This is a genomic window from Aquitalea sp. ASV11 (genome assembly GCF_016429185.1).
GTDB classification, from domain to species: Bacteria; Pseudomonadota; Gammaproteobacteria; order Burkholderiales; family Chromobacteriaceae; genus Aquitalea; species Aquitalea pelogenes.
The window spans coordinates 29,111-45,577 of the sequence record NZ_JAELUD010000030.1; the positions used below are offsets into that span (position 1 = coordinate 29,111).

The 16,467-nt window shown below is 58.7% G+C and carries 17 protein-coding genes; 5 read left to right on the forward strand and 12 right to left on the reverse strand.

Annotated features, from left to right (window positions below; translation table 11 throughout):
• Positions 1–28: 28 nt before the first annotated feature.
• Positions 29–1,207 carry a patatin-like phospholipase family protein gene (locus JHD62_RS11380; RefSeq protein ID WP_199102991.1) on the forward strand — a complete coding sequence of 393 codons (1,179 nt, stop codon included), beginning with the start codon at positions 29–31 and terminating at the stop codon, positions 1,205–1,207.
• A 65-nt stretch (positions 1,208–1,272) separates the two neighbouring features.
• Here the strand turns inward: JHD62_RS11380 and cysM are convergent, their stop codons facing one another.
• From cysM to cmk, 10 genes are all read right to left on the reverse strand, one after another.
• Positions 1,273–2,160 carry a cysteine synthase CysM gene (gene cysM, locus JHD62_RS11385; protein ID WP_045846206.1) on the reverse strand — a complete coding sequence of 296 codons (888 nt, stop codon included), beginning with the start codon at positions 2,158–2,160 and terminating at the stop codon, positions 1,273–1,275.
• Between the two features lie 155 nt (positions 2,161–2,315).
• Positions 2,316–3,311, reverse strand: a complete 996-nt coding sequence (rfaD, locus tag JHD62_RS11390; protein WP_199102992.1) for an ADP-glyceromanno-heptose 6-epimerase — start codon at positions 3,309–3,311, stop codon at positions 2,316–2,318.
• Between the two features lie 75 nt (positions 3,312–3,386).
• Positions 3,387–4,349, reverse strand: a complete 963-nt coding sequence (rfaE1, locus tag JHD62_RS11395) for a D-glycero-beta-D-manno-heptose-7-phosphate kinase (RefSeq protein ID WP_199102993.1) — start codon at positions 4,347–4,349, stop codon at positions 3,387–3,389.
• 5 nt (positions 4,350–4,354) lie between these two features.
• Positions 4,355–5,674, reverse strand: coding sequence for a UDP-glucose/GDP-mannose dehydrogenase family protein (locus JHD62_RS11400; RefSeq protein ID WP_199102994.1), 1,320 nt, complete (start codon positions 5,672–5,674; stop codon positions 4,355–4,357).
• Positions 5,671–6,417: an orotidine-5'-phosphate decarboxylase gene (pyrF, locus tag JHD62_RS11405; protein ID WP_199102995.1), complete on the reverse strand. Its 747-nt coding sequence runs from the start codon at positions 6,415–6,417 to the stop codon at positions 5,671–5,673. The genes JHD62_RS11400 and pyrF overlap by 4 nt, the downstream gene beginning before the upstream one ends.
• A 20-nt stretch (positions 6,418–6,437) precedes the next feature.
• Positions 6,438–7,598 carry a lipopolysaccharide assembly protein LapB gene (gene lapB / locus JHD62_RS11410; RefSeq protein ID WP_199102996.1) on the reverse strand — a complete coding sequence of 387 codons (1,161 nt, stop codon included), beginning with the start codon at positions 7,596–7,598 and terminating at the stop codon, positions 6,438–6,440.
• A 77-nt stretch (positions 7,599–7,675) separates the two neighbouring features.
• On the reverse strand, positions 7,676–7,969 hold the full coding sequence (locus tag JHD62_RS11415) for a lipopolysaccharide assembly LapA domain-containing protein (protein WP_062789441.1): 294 nt from the start codon (positions 7,967–7,969) through the stop codon (positions 7,676–7,678).
• Positions 7,970–8,110: 141 nt separating this feature from the next.
• Entirely contained in the window at positions 8,111–8,425 is a 315-nt protein-coding gene (locus JHD62_RS11420; protein WP_045846200.1) for an integration host factor subunit beta, read from the reverse strand.
• 7 nt (positions 8,426–8,432) lie between these two features.
• Entirely contained in the window at positions 8,433–10,109 is a 1,677-nt protein-coding gene (rpsA, locus tag JHD62_RS11425; protein WP_199103003.1) for a 30S ribosomal protein S1, read from the reverse strand.
• 110 nt (positions 10,110–10,219) lie between these two features.
• Positions 10,220–10,888, reverse strand: a complete 669-nt coding sequence (gene cmk, locus JHD62_RS11430) for a (d)CMP kinase (protein WP_199102997.1) — start codon at positions 10,886–10,888, stop codon at positions 10,220–10,222.
• Positions 10,889–11,163: 275 nt separating this feature from the next.
• Between cmk and aroA the strand changes: the two genes are divergently transcribed.
• The 3 genes from aroA (at position 11,164) to JHD62_RS11445 (ending at position 13,665) form a co-directional block, all read left to right on the forward strand.
• Positions 11,164–12,450, forward strand: a complete 1,287-nt coding sequence (gene aroA / locus JHD62_RS11435) for a 3-phosphoshikimate 1-carboxyvinyltransferase (RefSeq protein WP_199102998.1) — start codon at positions 11,164–11,166, stop codon at positions 12,448–12,450.
• 146 nt (positions 12,451–12,596) lie between these two features.
• Positions 12,597–13,043 carry a nucleoside triphosphate pyrophosphohydrolase family protein gene (locus tag JHD62_RS11440; protein ID WP_199102999.1) on the forward strand — a complete coding sequence of 149 codons (447 nt, stop codon included), beginning with the start codon at positions 12,597–12,599 and terminating at the stop codon, positions 13,041–13,043.
• 73 nt (positions 13,044–13,116) lie between these two features.
• Positions 13,117–13,665 carry a cytochrome b gene (locus JHD62_RS11445; RefSeq protein WP_045846196.1) on the forward strand — a complete coding sequence of 183 codons (549 nt, stop codon included), beginning with the start codon at positions 13,117–13,119 and terminating at the stop codon, positions 13,663–13,665.
• Between the two features lie 52 nt (positions 13,666–13,717).
• Here JHD62_RS11445 and JHD62_RS11450 read toward each other — a convergent pair whose 3' ends face one another.
• Positions 13,718–15,235, reverse strand: coding sequence for an MFS transporter (locus tag JHD62_RS11450; RefSeq protein WP_199103000.1), 1,518 nt, complete (start codon positions 15,233–15,235; stop codon positions 13,718–13,720).
• 90 nt (positions 15,236–15,325) lie between these two features.
• Here JHD62_RS11450 and JHD62_RS11455 point away from each other — a divergent pair, with 90 nt between their 5' ends.
• Positions 15,326–16,255 (forward strand): LysR family transcriptional regulator, encoded by a 930-nt coding sequence (locus JHD62_RS11455; protein ID WP_199103001.1) that lies wholly within the window; start codon positions 15,326–15,328, stop codon positions 16,253–16,255.
• Between the two features lie 57 nt (positions 16,256–16,312).
• On the opposite strand, the gene JHD62_RS23070 is transcribed toward JHD62_RS11455, so the two are convergent.
• Positions 16,313–16,459 (reverse strand): substrate-binding domain-containing protein, encoded by a 147-nt coding sequence (locus JHD62_RS23070; RefSeq protein WP_370541055.1) that lies wholly within the window; start codon positions 16,457–16,459, stop codon positions 16,313–16,315.
• Positions 16,460–16,467: the final 8 nt, after the last annotated feature.

Sequence of the window (16,467 nt, forward strand, 5' to 3'; positions counted from 1 at the left end):
GTACGCAAATCGACACAGGAGTCATGGCATGGGTGTTTCCCGCCAAGCACATCTTCCGCTTTATCGCAGTCACAGCCTGCCCCGAGGTCATCAATACCAGGTAGTGGCCCTGCTGCTGCAAGGGGGCGGCGCTCTTGGTTCTTATCAGCCCGGGGTTTACCAGGGCCTGGCAGAGGCAGACTTGCATCCCAACTGGGTTGCGGGCATCTCCATTGGCGCACTTAACGCCGCCATCATTGCCGGTAATCCGCCAGACAAACGGGTGGATCAGCTCCGGCGCTTCTGGGAAACCATCTGCCAGCCACCATTGCTGCCCTCAACGCCATTGAGTCATCTGGATACCAGCCAATGGCCAGACCCGATGCAACACATGCTGGCCGGCTGGGAAGCCTGGCGCTCGCTGCTGGAAGGTCAGAACGGTTTTTATCGTCCGCGCCTGCCCTGGCGTTTTCACCCGAATTGCAGTCCGGCAGAGGTCAGCTTTTACGACACCAGCCCGCTCAAGCAGACGCTGGAACAGCTGGTGGATTTTGATCGGCTGAATGACAGCCGACAGATGCGGGTGTCAGTGGGCGCGGTCAATGTACGTTCCGGCAACTTTGTGTGTTTCGACAATACGCGGCACACGCTGCGCGCAGAACACTTCATGGCCTCGGGCGCATTGCCACCAGGATTTCCCGCGGTGGAAATCGACGGCGAGTTCTACTGGGATGGCGGCGTGGTATCCAATACCCCGCTGGGGCAGCTGATTGATGCAGACGAGCACAGCAATATCCTGGCATTCCAGGTGGACCTGTGGAGCGCGCGTGGCGATCTGCCCTGCAATATGAAGGAAGTGGCCATGCGGCAGAAAGACATTCAGTACTCCAGTCGCACCCGGATGACAACCGATGTGCTGCGCCATGAACTGCACGTTCGCGAAATGCTGTCCGAGCTGATGAAGCTGGTTCCGGCCGAGCATCACGACAAGGAAATATTCCAGGCTGCGCGGCGGGCCGCCGGTAGCCAGCGGCTGAATATCATCCATCTGATCTATCAGGACAAGGTTTACGACGATCACTACAAGGACTACCAGTTTGGCATGCAAACCATGCGCCAGCACTGGCACAGCGGCTATCAGGACATTCGCAACAGCTTGCAGCGCCCTGGCTGGCTGGACATGCCGGATGCCGCCAACCCCTGCGTGACCCACGATATTCATCGCTAAACCACCTCGCAGAAAGCAAAAAGCCGTTTCCCGATGGAAACGGCTTTTGTATTGCACTGCTCGTCTTACAGCGGAAACAGGCCGGTCGACAGGTAACGGTCGCCCCGGTCGCAGACGATGGAAACGATGACTGCATTCTCCAGTTGCTGGTTCAGCCGCAGCGCTACTGCCAGCGCCCCGCCAGAGGACGGGCCGGCCAGAATGCCTTCTTCGCGAGCCAGTCGGCGCGCGGTGTCTTCTGCCTCTTGCTGCGATACATGAATCAGCTGATCGATACGGCTGAAATCGCAGATCCTGGGCAGGTATTCATCTTCCCATTTGCGGATGCCGGGAATCTGGCTGCCGGTTTCCGGCTGCACGCCGATGATCTGGATGGCCGGATTCTTTTCCTTGAGAAAGCGGCTGTTACCCATGATGGTACCGGTGGTGCCCATGCTGGAGACAAAGTGAGTGACCTGTCCCTGGGTATCGGCCCAGATTTCCGGACCGGTGCTTTCATAATGCGCCAGCGGGTTATCCGGATTGGCAAACTGATCCAGAATCACCCCTAACCCGGCACGCTGCATGCGGTGCGCCTCGTCAATGGCACCGGGCATGGAGGCTTCCTTGGGAGTCAGGATGACTTCGGCACCATAGGCACGCATGGTTTGCACCCGCTCGGCACTGGAACCCTCCGGCATCAGCAGGATCATCTTGTAGCCCATCATCGCCGCTGCCATGGCAAGTGCAATACCGGTATTGCCACTGGTCGGCTCAATCAGGGTGTCACCCGGTTTGATATCGCCGCGCGCCTCGGCCCGGCGGATCATCGACAGCGCAGGCCTGTCCTTGACCGAACCGGCCGGATTGTTACCTTCCAGCTTGAGCAACACGATATTGCTGCTGTCACCCGGCATGCGCTTGAGCCGTACCAGCGGAGTGTGACCGACGAAATCTTCCAGATACTTGTACACAGTGGGTCTCCTTGCGAGAGCGCCATTATACGGCCTGCTGCCACCTTCCAGTCGAACCGTTATTTCTAATCAAATAACCATTTCCAGCCTGCTCGCAGCGGGCATGAAAAAACCGCCAGCGCATGGCATGGCGGTTTGGTCGGGGTGAACAAGCCTTAGCGGCTGATCAGCCAATCTACGTAACGATCAACGCCCTGCTCTACCGTCAGCATGGGCGCGCTGTAACCGGCATCGCGCAGCTTGCCGATATCGGCCTGGGTAAAGCTCTGGTATTTGCCCTTCAGTGCGTCCGGGAAGTCGATGTACTCGATGATGCCCTGGGCTACCAGTTCGTCCAGGCTCAGGGCCGGCTTGCCTTCGTGGCGGCGGCAGGCATTGACGGTGGACACCGCAACATCATTGAAGGGTTGAGCGCGACCGGAACCCAGGTTGAAGATGCCACTCTTGCCCGGATTGTCCAGGAAATACAGGTTGACCTTGACCACATCTTCCACCGAAACAAAGTCCCGGCTTTGCATGCCATTGCCCCAGCCGTCATTGCTGCCGAACAGCTTGACCTTGCCGTGTTCGCGGTACTGGTTGAAGTTGTGGAAGGCTACCGATGCCATGCGTCCCTTGTGCTGCTCTTGCGGGCCATAGACATTGAAATAGCGGAAACCCACCGCCTGGGCGGACAGGCCTTCTTTCATGCGTTGGCGCAGTACCTGGTCGAACAGGAACTTGGAATAACCGTAGACATTGAGCGGGCCTTCGTACTGGCGTTCTTCCTTGAAGATGGTGCCCTTGCCATAGGTGGCCGCACTGGAGGCAAACAGGAACTGGATTTCCTCGTGCTGACAGTAATCAAACAGCGCCAGCGTGTACTGATAGTTGTTGTCCATCATGTACTTGCCGTCGTGATTCATGGTGTCCGAACAGGCACCCTGATGCAGGATGGCGCTGATCTCGCCCTCGTACTCGCCTTCCAGCAGCAGATTCAGGAAATCATGCTTGTCCAGGTAATGGGTGATTTCGCAGTCCACCAGATTGCGGAACTTGTCACCCGAGGTGAGATTGTCTACCGCAATGATGTCGGTAATGCCACGCGCATTGAGCGCCTTGACGATATTGGAACCAATAAAGCCGGCTGCGCCGGTCACCACGATAGTCATGATTCATCCTTTTTCTATTTGCAGCCGGCAGGGATCCCTCCTGTCATCCGGCTGCATGATGCGGTGTCGTGCCAATCAGCTGGCAAACAGCTCCTGCTGGGTACAAACGGCGGTACCCAGCTTGCCCACCACGATGCCGGCGGCGGCATTGGCCAGACTCATGGCGGTCGGCAGGGGCAGACCGGCGGCCATGGCCAGGCCCAGCGTACCGATGACCGTATCGCCGGCACCGGAGACATCGAATACTTCTCGGGCGAAGGTAGGCTGGTGCAAGGCGCCATCAGCGCGGAACAGGGTCATGCCCTCTTCGCTGCGGGTCACCAGCAGCGCATCCAGCTGCAACTGGTTGCGCAGTGCCTGCGCCTTGGCAATCAGCTGCTCTTCGTTCTGCCAGCTGCCTGCCACTTCCTTGAACTCGCTGCGATTGGGAGTCAGCAAGGTAGCACCAGCATACTTGGCATAGTCATCGCCCTTGGGGTCGATCAGCACCGGTTTGCCGGCAGCACGTGCCAGTTCGATCATGCGCGCCACATGGGTGAGGCCACCCTTGCCGTAATCGGACAGGATGACCACGTCGTGGCTGGCCAGTACCGACTGGTATTGCTCCAGCTTGTCAGCCAGGATTTCATGGCTGGGTGCATCTTCAAAATCCAGCCGGATCAACTGCTGCTGGCGCGCCACCACCCGTAGCTTGATGGTGGTGGAGATGGCGGCATCCCGTTTGAACAAGGTGGTGATGCCATCGTCCTTCATCAGCCGTTCCAGTGCAGTGGCCGCCTCGTCATCGCCCACCACGGACAAAATGGAAGCCTTGCCGCCCAGACTGGCGATATTGCGCGCCACATTGGCAGCGCCACCGGCACGCTCTTCCATGCGGCCGATACGGGCAACCGGCACAGGTGCCTCCGGTGAAATGCGTGACACATCGCCAAACCAGTAACGGTCCAGCATCACGTCCCCCACCACCAATACGCGGGCACCAGCAAGGTCAGCAGCCAGCTTGCTGCGGTCCAGTCCAAGTTGTTGCAACAGATTCATGCTCTTCAGCGTCCTATCGCCTGATAGTCGAAGCCCAGCTCGCGCAGCCAGGCGGGGTCATACATATTCCGGCCATCCAGAATCACCGGCTGCTTGAGGCTGGCCTTGATGGCGTCAAAATCCGGAGTACGGAACATCTTCCATTCGGTCACGATCAACAAGGCATCAGCACCGTGCAGCGCAGAAATCATGTCAGGAGCAAAGCTCAATGACGGGTTGTCGCCCATCACGCGTTGTGCCTCAACGGCCGCTACCGGGTCGAAGGCAGCCACGGTGGCGCCACGTCGCGTGAGTTCAGCCACGATCACCCGGCTGGAAGCTTCGCGCATATCATCGGTATTTGGCTTGAATGCCAGGCCCCACAGGGCAAAATGCCGCCCGCCCAAGTCTTCGCCAAAGCGCTTGACCAGCTTGTCAACCAAGCGGCGTTTTTGCGCTTCATTGGCTTCTTCCACAGCATTGAGCACACGCATGGCATGGCCTTGTTCGCGACCACTGGCCACCAGGGCTTTGACATCCTTGGGAAAACAAGAGCCGCCATAGCCGGCACCGGGGTACAGGAAGTGGTAGCCGATACGCGGATCGGAACCCATGCCCAGACGAACTTGTTCAATATCCGCACCCAACGATTCCGCCAGATTTGCCAGTTCGTTCATGAAAGAAATACGGGTTGCCAGCATGGCATTGGCCGCGTATTTGGTCAGTTCGGCCGAACGGACATCCATTACCAGAATACGATCATGATTGCGGTGAAACGGTGCATACAGGCGGCGCATCAGTTCGATCGCACGCTCATCCTCAACCCCCAGCACAATGCGATCCGGCCGCATGAAGTCATCAATGGCCGCACCTTCCTTGAGGAATTCCGGGTTGGAAACCACGCTGAATGCAATGTCCACCCCACGCTCGGCCAAAGTAGCAGCAATCTGTGCCTTTACCTTGTCAGCCGTGCCCACTGGCACGGTGGATTTGTCCACCACCACCTTGGGTTCGGACATGTGCAGGGCAATATTGCGTGCAGCGGCCAGCACATACTGCAAGTCGGCTGAACCATCTTCGTCAGGAGGAGTACCCACAGCAATGAACTGGATCTCACCAAACGCAACCGACTCGGCTACATCGGTGGTAAAGGACAAGCGACCGGCTGCCGCATTGCGCTTGACCATGTCTTCCAGGCCGGGCTCGTAGATGGGAATACCACCTTGTTGCAAGGTAGCAATCTTGACCGGGTCAACGTCCAGGCACAGAACATGGTTGCCCATTTCAGCGAGGCAAGTACCGGTGACCAGGCCAACGTAGCCGGAACCAACAACGGTAATTTTCATGACAGCGTAGCCCGGTAGTTAGCGATATCGGCATTGATCTTGCGCAGTACTTCCAGCGGCGCATCCGCGCGGGTGATCGGGCGGCCGATCACCAGATAATCAGCCCCGGACTGCAAGGCGGCTACCGGCGTCATCACCCGGCGCTGGTCATCAGCGGCGCTGTCGGCCAGGCGGATGCCCGGGGTGATCAGCTTGAATTCCTGTCCCAGTGCCGACTTGAGCATGGGCGCTTCCTGTGCCGAGCACACCACGCCATCCAGACCACAATCGCGGGTCAGCGTGGCCAGACGCAATACGTGCTCCTGCGGCGAAGCGGTGATGCCGATATCCACCAGATCGGCTGCTTCCATGCTGGTGAGCACCGTCACGGCAATCAGCAGCGGACGCTGGCTGTAATGGGCCAGCCCTTCACGTGCGGCTTCCATCATGCGGCGACCGCCGGAAGCATGCACATTCACCATCCAGACACCGGCATCCGCCGCCACCTTGCAAGCGTGTGCCACGGTATTGGGAATGTCGTGGAATTTCAAATCAAGAAATACCTGGAAACCACGGGCAGCCAGGCTTTCCACCAGATTGCGGCCCGAAGCGGTAAACAGCTCCTTGCCCACTTTGAGCCTGCATTGCTGCGGGTCCAGACGGGCTGCAAATTCAAGGGCCGACGGCGCATCGGCAAAATCCAGCGCCACTACCACAGGAGATGCCGGTTCCAGATCCATACCGGCGGCAATTAGCGGATTCATTCTTTCTCCTGAATATTTTCTCAATGGGTTTCCGAGCGGTTGGGCGTAAAGCTTTCCCACTCGCCGCAGGCGGGGCAATGCCAGAAGAAGGCCCGCGAGCGGAAATTGCAACACTTGCAGCGGTGTACGGTCAGCCGCGCTGCATGCTTCTGAATCAGGGCACGCGCCACTTCAGCGTCCATGCGCCCCTCTGGTGACAGCTCGTCCATTTGCGCTTCGATCAAGCGATATACACCCATCAGGCTGGGGCGGGCATGCACGGCCTGGCGTGCCACCTCCAGCGCGCGCTCTTCACCTTCGTAGGCCGACAGTTTCTGGTACAGCAAGTCGGTCATTTCCAGTTGCGGGAAGGTTTTCTGGTAACCCTGCAACAGCGCAATGCCCTCCTGCGGCTTGTCCAGCTTTTCATAAGCATCAAACAGACGCTCTGCCGCCATCGACAAGTATTCCGCATTCTGTTTTTCAATATGTTGCCATGCCGCAATGGCAGCCTCGATTTTGCCTTCGGCAAACTCGATATCGCCAAGGATCAGGCTGGCGCGCACACATTTGCGATTGACATGCATGGCCTCGGCCACCAGTTCGCGGGCGGCAAGGTAATTGGAGCGGTACAACTCGCCCTGTGCCAACTCACAATAAAACTGCGCTACTTCATGCTGGAAGGAATGGGCATCGCTACGCAACTCCCTGGCGGTTTCAATCGCCTTGTACCAGTCCCTGTCCTGTTGGTAGATATCCAGCAATTGACGGCGCGCCGCCAGGGTCATATTGCCGTTCAACAGTTTCAGCAAGATTTCTTCGGCCCGGTCCACGAGGCCGGCCTTGCGAAAATCCTGCGCAAGTTCATTACGCACGATGTCGCGCTGTTCGGCGGGCAAATCAGACGACTCCAGCATGCGCTGGTGCAGGCGGATGGCACGGTCGTTTTCACCACGCTTGCGGTACAGCTTGCCCAGGGTCAGCTGTAATTCCGGTGCAGAGCCTTGCTGCCGGGACACCTCGGCCAAAGACTGGGCTGCAATATCGGTCTTGTCATCCACCAGGGCGTCCAGACCACGGAAAAAGCCGGTAGGGACCGACTTTGCCTGTTTCAATACGGTGCGCATATCCACCCGTGCTGCCAGCCAGCCCAGCCCGAAAAATGCCGGGAGCAGCAACAGCCACCACAGATCCAGTTCCAAAGAAAGCTTCCTTCAACAGAGGTAAGATTCTGCGCCGCGTGCCATGCGCACCGCGGCGTCAGTAGAGACAGGCCGGATCAATCCGCCAGCGCATCGCTGGGATCAACCGCAACCTTGCTGGAGGGGGGGCGACTGCGCAGCTCTTTCTTGAGCAGGGAAAGCTCTTTGCGCATGCGCAGATAATAGGAAAATGTGGCCAGCAAACCGACAGCTGCACCGGCAATAAAGAACACCAGCAGGAACACGATAAGCGGTGCCGACCAGGATTGGCCGAAAAACAGCTTGAATTCGACCATGTGGCTGTTCTGCACGGTGACGGCAATCAGAAAAACCAGCAGGGCCAATTCGATGATACGCACGATGTAGCGCATGCTTTTTACTCGGAAGGGGTGACCGGAGTGCAAGTTTAAACGATAGTGTGCTGCAACCCAAGCAAGAGGATGGTCAAACAAAGAAAAAGCGCCGCATAAGCGGCGCTTTGTTTCGGCTTGCGAGACCAGCGGTCATGGCGTTCAGGCCTGGGTCTGCTCCAGAAGGGACAGATCTACCCGTTCGCGCAATTCCTTGCCGGCCTTGAAATGCGGCACATATTTCTCAGGAACCGAGACACTGCTACCTGATTTCGGGTTCCGCCCTACGCGGGGCGGACGGTAGTTCAGGTCGAAGCTACCAAAGCCACGGATTTCAATACGGCTACCCTGTGCCAGGTTGCTGGCCATCGCATCCAGAATGGTTTTGACGGCCAGCTCAGCATCTTTGTAGACCAACTGAGAATTGCGCTCGGCAAGACGTTCTGCCAGCCGTGCGATCAGCTCAGACTTGGTCATGATGCAATTACTCGTTGGAGCCGGACAGCTTGGCCTTCAAGAGAGCACCCAGGTTGGTCGTACCGGCAGAAGCGCTGTCAACCGACAGGTTCTTCATCGCGGTGCTGTCTTCCTGAGCATCCTTGGCCTTGATGGACAGGCTGATATTGCGGGACTTGCGATCCACGGCAATGATCACGGCTTCCACTTCGTCGCCATCCTTCAGCAGGGTACGAGCATCTTCCACGCGGTCACGGGACAGCTCGGAAGCGCGCAGGTAACCTTCAACGTCCATGTCCAGAGCCACAACAGCGCCCTTGGCATCAACAGTCTTCACGGTACCCTTGACGATGGCGCCCTTGTCGTTCATGGCAACGTAGTTGTTGAACGGATCACCTTCCAGTTGCTTGATGCCCAGGGAGATGCGTTCTTTTTCCACGTCGATGGACAGAACAACGGCTTCAACTTCGTCACCCTTCTTGAACTTGCGTACGGCATCTTCACCGGTTTCGTTCCAGGACAGGTCGGACAGGTGAACCAGGCCGTCGATGCCGCCCGGCAGACCAACGAACACACCGAAGTCGGTGATGGACTTGATCGCGCCCTTCAGCTTGTCGCCCTTGTGGAAGTTGTCGGCAAACTCGTTCCACGGGTTGGCCAGGCACTGCTTCATGCCCAGGGAGATACGACGACGGTCTTCGTCGATTTCCAGGATCATGACTTCAACTTCGTCACCAACCTGAACTACCTTGGACGGGTGTACGTTCTTGTTGGTCCAGTCCATTTCGGACACGTGTACCAGGCCTTCGATGCCTTGTTCGATTTCAACGAACGCGCCGTAGTCGGTCAGGTTGGTTACCTTGCCGAACAGACGGGTGCTGGCCGGGTAGCGACGGGACAGACCAACCCACGGATCTTCGCCCAGTTGCTTCAGGCCCAGGGATACACGGTTCTTCTCCTGGTCGAACTTCAGGACCTTGGCTTCTACTTCGTCGCCAACAGCCAGAACTTCGGACGGGTGCTTCACACGACGCCATGCCAGGTCGGTGATGTGCAGCAGGCCGTCGATGCCGCCCAAGTCAACAAATGCACCGTAGTCGGTGATGTTCTTGACGATACCCTTGATAACGGCGCCCTCTTTCAGGGTTTCCAGCAGAGCCTTGCGCTCTTCGCCCAGGGTTTCTTCCAGAACGGAACGACGCGAAACAACCACGTTGTTGCGCTTGCGATCCAGCTTGATAACCTTGAATTCGATGTTCTTGTTTTCGTACGGGGTGGTGTCTTTCACCGGACGTACGTCAACCAGGGAACCCGGCAGGAAGGCGCGGATGCCGTTGACCATAACGGTCAGGCCACCCTTGACCTTGCCAGAGATCAGGCCGGACAGGATCTTGCCGGTTTCCAGCGCTTCTTCCAGCTCAACCCATGCAGCCAGACGCTTGGCTTTTTCACGGGACAGCTTGGTTTCGCCAAAACCGTTTTCCAGTGCGTCGATGGCAACAGTCACGAAGTCGCCAACGGCAACTTCAACAACGCCTTCGTCGTTCTTGAATTCTTCGGCCGGAATCAGGGATTCGGACTTCAGGCCGGCATTTACAGTTACGAAGTTGGAATCAACTGCAACGACTTCGGCAGTGATCACCTCGCCCACGCGCATGTCGTGAAGGGTCAGGCTTTCTTCGAACAGCTGGGCAAAGTTTTCCATGGAGAGGGTAGTCATCAAGCTTACTCTCGGTGCACACCTTGCGGCGTGCGGGGTTAGGGTTGAACACAGGGCGCATCTTGCAATGCAGCAGGAATTGCCCCTTTAAAAAATCATATGCCGGAGGCCTGGTACTGCCCGAAGCAGCGGAGGACCGTTTCGACCGCCTGGTCGATGGTGAGCTCCGTGGTGTCGAGCAGAAAGGCGTCCGGCTCTTGTCGCAGCGGCGCTACCGGCCGGGCCGCGTCACGCGTGTCCCGATCGATAATGTCCTGCTTAATCTGCGGGAGGTTAGCAGATTCTCCCTTGCCGATCAACTGCTTATAGCGGCGCCTTGCGCGCTCGTCCGCGCTGGCGGTCAGAAAAATCTTTACCGCAGCCTGCGGAAACACCACCGAACCCATGTCCCGACCGTCCGTCACCAGGCCCGGTGCCACGCCAAAATCACGCTGGCGCTGTAACAGGGCGGCACGTACTGCCGGCAGCGCAGCCACCTTGGAAGCGCCAATGCCGATTTCCTCAGCACGAATTTCCGCACTGACATCGTTGCCATCCAGCAACACCACACCGTGCTCGAATGCGGCAGGCAACGCGGCAGCCAGGGCGGCCAGCGCCGTTTCATCGTCCCAGCTCACCCCCAGCTTGCGCGCATGCAGGGCAAGCAGGCGATAGAGCGAACCGGAATCCAGATAATGAAAACCCAGGCGTTGGGCGACGATGGCGGCGACAGTTCCCTTGCCGGAGGCAGAGGGACCATCAATGGTAATGACAGGGACAGACATGGGTTTGGTTTGCATCCGCAAGGCAGGCCGCGACAGGCGCGCACGGCCAAAATGCTGATTTTACCGCAGCCCCCTTGCCTCAGGAACGGTTTCGGGCGGATTTTCTGGTGGGAATAGATAAAAAATGCCGCCAATGGCCATGATTGTAGTTTGCACGTTACCCCGCTGCCCTTTAGAGTGGTGGGCTGCAACGCACACTACTGCCTGCAGGCAGGGTGCGTGATGACAAGACCCGGACAACTTACCCAGACACTACAGAGACACGACGCACCGCCATGGAACAGCTCCGCCTCACTCCGACACCGCACCTTGCCGGCACCATCAAGCTACCCGGCTCCAAAAGCATCTCCAACCGCACCTTGTTGCTGGCCGCACTGTCCAGTGGCAGCACGCTGGTGCGCGACCTGCTGGATTCGGATGACATCCGCCACATGCTGGCAGCCCTGGGCTTGCTGGGCGTGCAGGTGGAACAGATCGGCGATAGCCGTGACTTCCGCGTGCAAGGCGTGGGCGGCGAGTTTCCGGTCAAGAGTGCCGACCTGTTCCTGGGCAATGCCGGCACGGCTTTTCGGCCGCTGACCGCAGCACTGGCACTGATGCAAGGCCATTATCAGCTGTCAGGCGTGGCCCGCATGCACGAACGCCCGATTGGCGACCTGGTGGATGCACTGCGCATTGCCGGTGCCGATATCAGCTACCAGGGGCAGCCTGGCTATCCGCCGCTGACCATTCGTCCGGCCAGCCTGCGCGCCGGGGAAGTCATTCCGGTAAAGGGCAATGTCTCCAGCCAGTTTCTGACCGCCCTCTTGATGGCGCTGCCACTGACCGGCGAAACCACCACCATCGAGGTGGTAGGCGAGCTGATTTCCAAACCCTATATCGAAATTACCCTCAACCTGATGGCACGCTTTGGCGTGCAGGTGGAACGTCAGGGCTGGCAGCGTTTTGTCATTCCGGGCGGCCAGCACTATATCTCTCCGGGTGAAGTGCATGTAGAAGGTGATGCCTCCAGCGCGTCCTACTTCCTGGCTGCGGGTGCGCTGGCAGGTGGCCCGGTGCGGGTGGAAGGCGTAGGTGCCAACAGTATCCAGGGCGACGTTAAGTTTGCCGACACCCTGCGCCAGATGGGCGTGGCCATTACCATGGGCGACAACTGGATCGAGGCAAAAGCCACTGGCAAGCTCAAGGCTATAGATGCCGACCTGAACCACATTCCTGACGCCGCCATGACCATTGCCGTGGCCGCACTGGCTGCCGACGGCACCACCACCTTGCGCAATATCGAAAGCTGGCGCGTGAAGGAAACCGACCGGCTGTCGGCCATGGCCACCGAGCTGCGCAAGCTGGGAGCCACCGTTGAAGAAGGTCAGGATTACATCCGCATCACTCCACCCGCACAGCTGCTGGCCGATGCCGAGATCGACACCTACGACGATCACCGCATGGCCATGTGTTTCTCGCTGGTTTCCCTGCTGGGTGTGCCGGTCGTCATCAACGACCCCAAATGCGTAGCCAAAACCTTCCCGGACTATTTCGAGGTGCTGGCTACCCTGCACGGCTAATTCATCCTCCCGGCCCCGACTTCATTTGCTGGAGGCCACATGGGACTCGCCACAATGCTAACGCCCGCCTTGCGGGCGTTTTTCATTGTCAAATCCGGACAATAAACACAATATATAGATATTTTTAAAATTAAAGACACAACAAGATGACCAATCTCTACACCATCCGTCGTGAATTCATGCAGCGTTTCGACCTTCCCGCCGCAGATCAACCCGGACTGCAAGCAAACACCCTGACCATGTGGGAAACCATGCTGCACGAAGAAATGGCTGAATTCCTGCACGCCTTGCAGGAATTCAAACAGCTGGCCGGCTGCGACCAGCAGGAACAGGTACGCCGCATGGCAGAGCTGACCGCAGAAGGCGTGGACGTGCTGAATGTGCTGACCGGGCTGCTGCTGTCGCAGGGCATGCCGCTGGAGGCCATGACCGAGGCCATTCATCAGGCCAATCTGCGCAAGCAGATTGGTGGCAAGGTGCTGCGCCGTGCCGATGGCAAGATTCTGAAACCCGAAGGCTGGCAAGCCGCAGACAAATGTGCGGTGATCCGCCAGGCCCAGCCATTGCATTACCCTACTGCTGACAATGATTAAGTCTGATTTAATAAATGCGGCGTAACATGCAAACTGATTGATTCGGGCATGCCAACAGAACAAAGGAAGCATCATGCTGAAAAATTCACAACACAGTTATGGCCGTCTGGCACGTGCCCTGCACTGGCTGAGTGCACTGGCAGTGATTGCTGCACTGGTTTTCATCGAATTCAAGGATATTGCGCCCAAGGGTAGCCCGCTGCGTGACTTCCTGAAGTCCGGCCATTTCCAGGCTGGCATCATCGTGCTGTTGCTGTTCCTGCCGCGCCTGCTGTGGCGACTGGCCAACCGCGTACCTGATATCACCCCCGCACCGCAGCCGGCCGCCATGCTGCTGGCTCACGCGGCACACTGGTTGCTGTATGCACTGATGCTGGCCCTGCCGATACTGGGCATCGCCATTGTGCAGGGCAATGGCAAGGACGTGGTTTTCCTGGGTAGCACGCTGCCGGTGTTCTTCTCTCTGGGCAAGGAAACCGCGCACAACCTGAAGGAAATTCACGAAGCGCTGGGCAACCTCTTGCTGTGGCTGGCCATTTTCCATGCCGCAGCGGCAGTCTGGCACCACCGTTTTGTCAAGGACGACACCCTCACCCGCCTGACCGGGCCGATTCGCCCCTGATATCCATGCAAACACCCCGCCTTGGCGGGGTGTTTGCATTTACTGCCCTGCATCAGCGCAAATCCCTTTGCCACAGCGCCATCACCATGGCCAGTCCGGCCAACAAGGCAAGGGCCAGCAAGGCGTGGTCGCAGGCAATCAATACCGCCTGCTGCGTCACCCGGGCCGACAAACGCGCAAGATCAGGCAAATCCAGCCCCATCCCCCATTGCCTCAGACTGAGAGCGTCCAGACGGTCCAGCAGGCTCATGCGGGCCACAGCCTCTCCCGCTTGCAACTGCAAGGCAGCCAAACCGGTTCCCATGGCCATGGCCAGTTCACGCAGGATGTTTTTCAGTTGATAGGCATGGGCGAAATCCTCTGCCTGCACCTCGGCATAGGTCATGGCGGCAATCTGCAATACCGACAGCACCGGCACCAGGCCATGCAGCAGGATGGCCGGCAGCACGCTGGCCAGTGCTGCGCCCGGCATGGCCACGTGGGACAGCCACACACAGCAGAGCAATAGCAGGCCAAAACCCAGCGCCAGCACATGGTGACGCCGTGTCAGCCAGCGACTGGTATACAAATAGGACAAGGCCATCACCACCGTCACCAGGCTGCCCATGCTCATGGCCCAGCCGGTGGTGACAAAGTCGAAACCCAGCCCGTGTTGCAGCATGGCAGACAGCAGGTAAGACCAAATCCCGTTGCACAGGTAATAAAGCGCATAAAAAGCCAGCCCCATCAGATAACGCCGTCGCAATACGGCATGCAGCTGCAACCAGGGGTCCGGGTGGGTATGGCCGCGCCGCCAGGCCAGCAACAGCAAGGCCACACCAGCCAGCAAGGCCAGCCACATGCCGGGACGGGCGCTAAAGCGCAAAAAGCGCAGATCTTCCAGCGTATGCAATACCAGCAAGGCCCCCAGCCCCAGCGCCGCCACGGCCAACCAGTCCAGTTCCCCAGCCTGGGCACGGGTGGGCGCACCGGCATGCCGGGGATAGCTGATTTGTACCAGTAGCAATAACAGCGGGACAAAACCGGCCTGCAACCAGAAAATGGCCTGCCAGCCCCAATCCTCCACCAGCAGGGCCGATAACCACGGGGAGATTCCGGACAAGCTGAACAAGCCAAGCAAGAAGCCATACATCAGCGGCTTGCGCTCCTTGGGCTGCGCCACCAGTTGCAGCAGGATGCGCGAGGCCGTAAACAGCCCGCCACCACCCAGGCCCTGAAACAGGCGCGCCACCGCCAGGCTGGTGATTCCTTCCGCCAGCGCACAGCCCACACTGCCCGCCATGAACAGCAGCAAGGCCCACTCGGTATAACGCCGGTAACTGATCAGGGTGGCAAAGCGGCCCAGCAACAGATTGACCAGCACCGCGCCCACGGCAAAGCTGGTAAGCGCCCACAAATACTCTTGCGGTGCCGCTGCCACACCACCCTGAATGGCCCCGCCCGCCACCCCCATCATGCTGACGGCGACAAAGTCCGCCCCGGTCACCAGACCCAGCGTCAGGCCAAACAGTCTTACCTGCCAGGGTCGGCATTCGGGGTGGGCTTGCAACAGCACGGGATAGGCATTCATTCGACTGGAGGCTTTGGACTTGGATGGATCGCGCCGACTATAAAGACCATGTTATTTTGAATAAACCGTCAAAATTGAAATCATTATTCAATGCCACGTACAAACGATTGGAATGACTGGTATCTATTCAGTTGTGTCGCGCAGCTGGGCAGTTTCAGTCGGGCTGCAGAACGACTGCAACTGCCCAAATCAACAGTCAGCACCGCCTTGACACGACTGGAACAGAAACTGGGATCACGCTTGCTGGAACGCAGTACCCGTCGCCTGCGGCTCACCGAGGCCGGCTTTCATTTACTGGAGGAAATCAGCCCGCTGTTTGCCCGGCTGGAAGATGTAGCCGACCACCTGCAAGGCCTGACTGAGGCGCCACTGAGCGGCACGCTACGCATTGCCGCGCCTTATGAATTCGCCAGCCTGCACCTGAGCCCGGTGCTGTGCGACATCATGCAAGCGCATCCGGACTTGCATATCGAGGTGGATGTCATCAGCAACCAGACCGACCCACTCGGCAGCGGGCATGATCTGAGTTTTGTCATGACCAGCCAGCCCCTGCCGGACTCCAGCCTGCTGGGCAAGCGCCTGTACACCTTGCAACAAGGGCTGTTTGCTGCTCCGGCCTTGCTGGCGGCACGCGGTCGACCACAACACCCCGCTGAGCTACAGGACTGGCCGCTGCTGGGTGCGGCCAGCGCCCTGCCCTGGCATTTGCAGCATGCGGATGGCAGCGTGTTCACGCTAAAGCAGGGCTTGCACCTGCAAACGGCCAATGCCGGGCTGCGCCTGCAAGCGGCCATTGCCGGGCGCGGGGTATGTCTGGTGTCGCGCAATTTTGCCGCTGCGGCGCAGGCGGCAGGGCAGTTGCAAAACATACTTGGCGACTGGACCCTGCCACCGTTGAAAACCTATGCGCTGGTGCCTAACCGCAGCTTGCTGCCCACCAAGACCAGGCTGCTACTGGACGGGCTGGAGCGGCATTTCGCCGCAACAGAACAACAAACAGTCCATACCAGCAGCCACTGACGACAATAAAAAAGGACGTCTCCCGACGCCCTTTGTCGCAGCAGATGCAGCACGTAATCAGTGAGCATCTGGCCTGGCATCGGCTGCCAGGTTGTGTGCGGTAGAACCACGGGCAATCAAGCGGCCGGACAGCACCACCTTGCGCGCACTGCGCGCCGGGTCTTCCAGTCGCTCCAGCAGCATCTTCATGGCGGTGCGGCCAATGTCGTACA

Excerpts from the sequence above, each read along its gene's own strand:
- rfaE1 (WP_199102993.1), bottom strand. The coding sequence starts at position 4,349 with ATGAATCTGTTGCAACAACTTGGACTGGACCGCAGCAAGCTGGCTGCT.
- rpsA (WP_199103003.1), bottom strand. The coding sequence starts at position 10,109 with ATGGAAAACTTTGCCCAGCTGTTCGAAGAAAGCCTGACCCTTCACGAC.
- aroA (WP_199102998.1), top strand. The coding sequence starts at position 11,164 with ATGGAACAGCTCCGCCTCACTCCGACACCGCACCTTGCCGGCACCATC.
- rfaD (WP_199102992.1), bottom strand. The coding sequence starts at position 3,311 with ATGACTATCGTGGTGACCGGCGCAGCCGGCTTTATTGGTTCCAATATC.
- pyrF (WP_199102995.1), bottom strand. The coding sequence starts at position 6,417 with ATGAATCCGCTAATTGCCGCCGGTATGGATCTGGAACCGGCATCTCCT.
- JHD62_RS11450 (WP_199103000.1), bottom strand. The coding sequence starts at position 15,235 with ATGAATGCCTATCCCGTGCTGTTGCAAGCCCACCCCGAATGCCGACCC.
- JHD62_RS11445 (WP_045846196.1), top strand. The coding sequence starts at position 13,117 with ATGCTGAAAAATTCACAACACAGTTATGGCCGTCTGGCACGTGCCCTG.
- JHD62_RS11440 (WP_199102999.1), top strand. The coding sequence starts at position 12,597 with ATGACCAATCTCTACACCATCCGTCGTGAATTCATGCAGCGTTTCGAC.
- JHD62_RS11420 (WP_045846200.1), bottom strand. The coding sequence starts at position 8,425 with ATGACCAAGTCTGAGCTGATCGCACGGCTGGCAGAACGTCTTGCCGAG.
- JHD62_RS11455 (WP_199103001.1), top strand. The coding sequence starts at position 15,326 with ATGCCACGTACAAACGATTGGAATGACTGGTATCTATTCAGTTGTGTC.
- JHD62_RS11415 (WP_062789441.1), bottom strand. The coding sequence starts at position 7,969 with ATGCGCTACATCGTGCGTATCATCGAATTGGCCCTGCTGGTTTTTCTG.
- cmk (WP_199102997.1), bottom strand. The coding sequence starts at position 10,888 with ATGTCTGTCCCTGTCATTACCATTGATGGTCCCTCTGCCTCCGGCAAG.
- JHD62_RS11380 (WP_199102991.1), top strand. The coding sequence starts at position 29 with ATGGGTGTTTCCCGCCAAGCACATCTTCCGCTTTATCGCAGTCACAGC.
- JHD62_RS11400 (WP_199102994.1), bottom strand. The coding sequence starts at position 5,674 with ATGAAAATTACCGTTGTTGGTTCCGGCTACGTTGGCCTGGTCACCGGT.